General features: G+C 45.4%; 1 protein-coding gene. It reads right to left on the bottom strand.

The genetic code is table 11. The features are described 5' to 3' along the window. On the bottom strand, positions 1-465 hold a 465-nt coding region (locus LPKJCM_RS11605), incomplete at both ends, for an IS30 family transposase (protein ID WP_109561183.1).

Raw genomic sequence — 465 nt, 5'->3', positions numbered from 1 at the left:
CACCTTCCCAGTGACCAATTTCTACACGGTTGTCAGCTTCTCGCGGACGATCATGAATCTTGTTGGGGATTGGAATCTTGCCTCGCTTTTCTTGATAAGCTTTATTGTGGCGAGACTTGCCGTGATGCCTTAGATGGCGCACGGCACTAGAGCTGCCAGATTTAAACAAATTATCAAATAAGCCATTGAAAATCCCACGGTAAATAGTCGTGGTACTGATCTGCACCGGATACTTTTCGACTGCCAAGCGATTCGATATTTCCTCCGGAGACCAAAGGTCTTCGCAGAAGTGTTCTCTCACCACTTCAAACACCTGAGGATTACTCAAAAGAGAGACTCTGCCACAGTTGCCTTTGCGCTGTTTGTACTTCTCCTGAGCCTTCGAAGGTGAATAGGATTTACCAGTAGAATTACGGCTTAATTCTCGAGAAATGGTTGAGTAACTTTTCTTGATATGGCTGGCAA

This window comes from Lentilactobacillus parakefiri (assembly GCF_002157585.1).
GTDB classification, from domain to species: Bacteria; Bacillota; Bacilli; order Lactobacillales; family Lactobacillaceae; genus Lentilactobacillus; species Lentilactobacillus parakefiri.
This window is presented reverse-complemented; position numbering and strand designations above follow the sequence as displayed.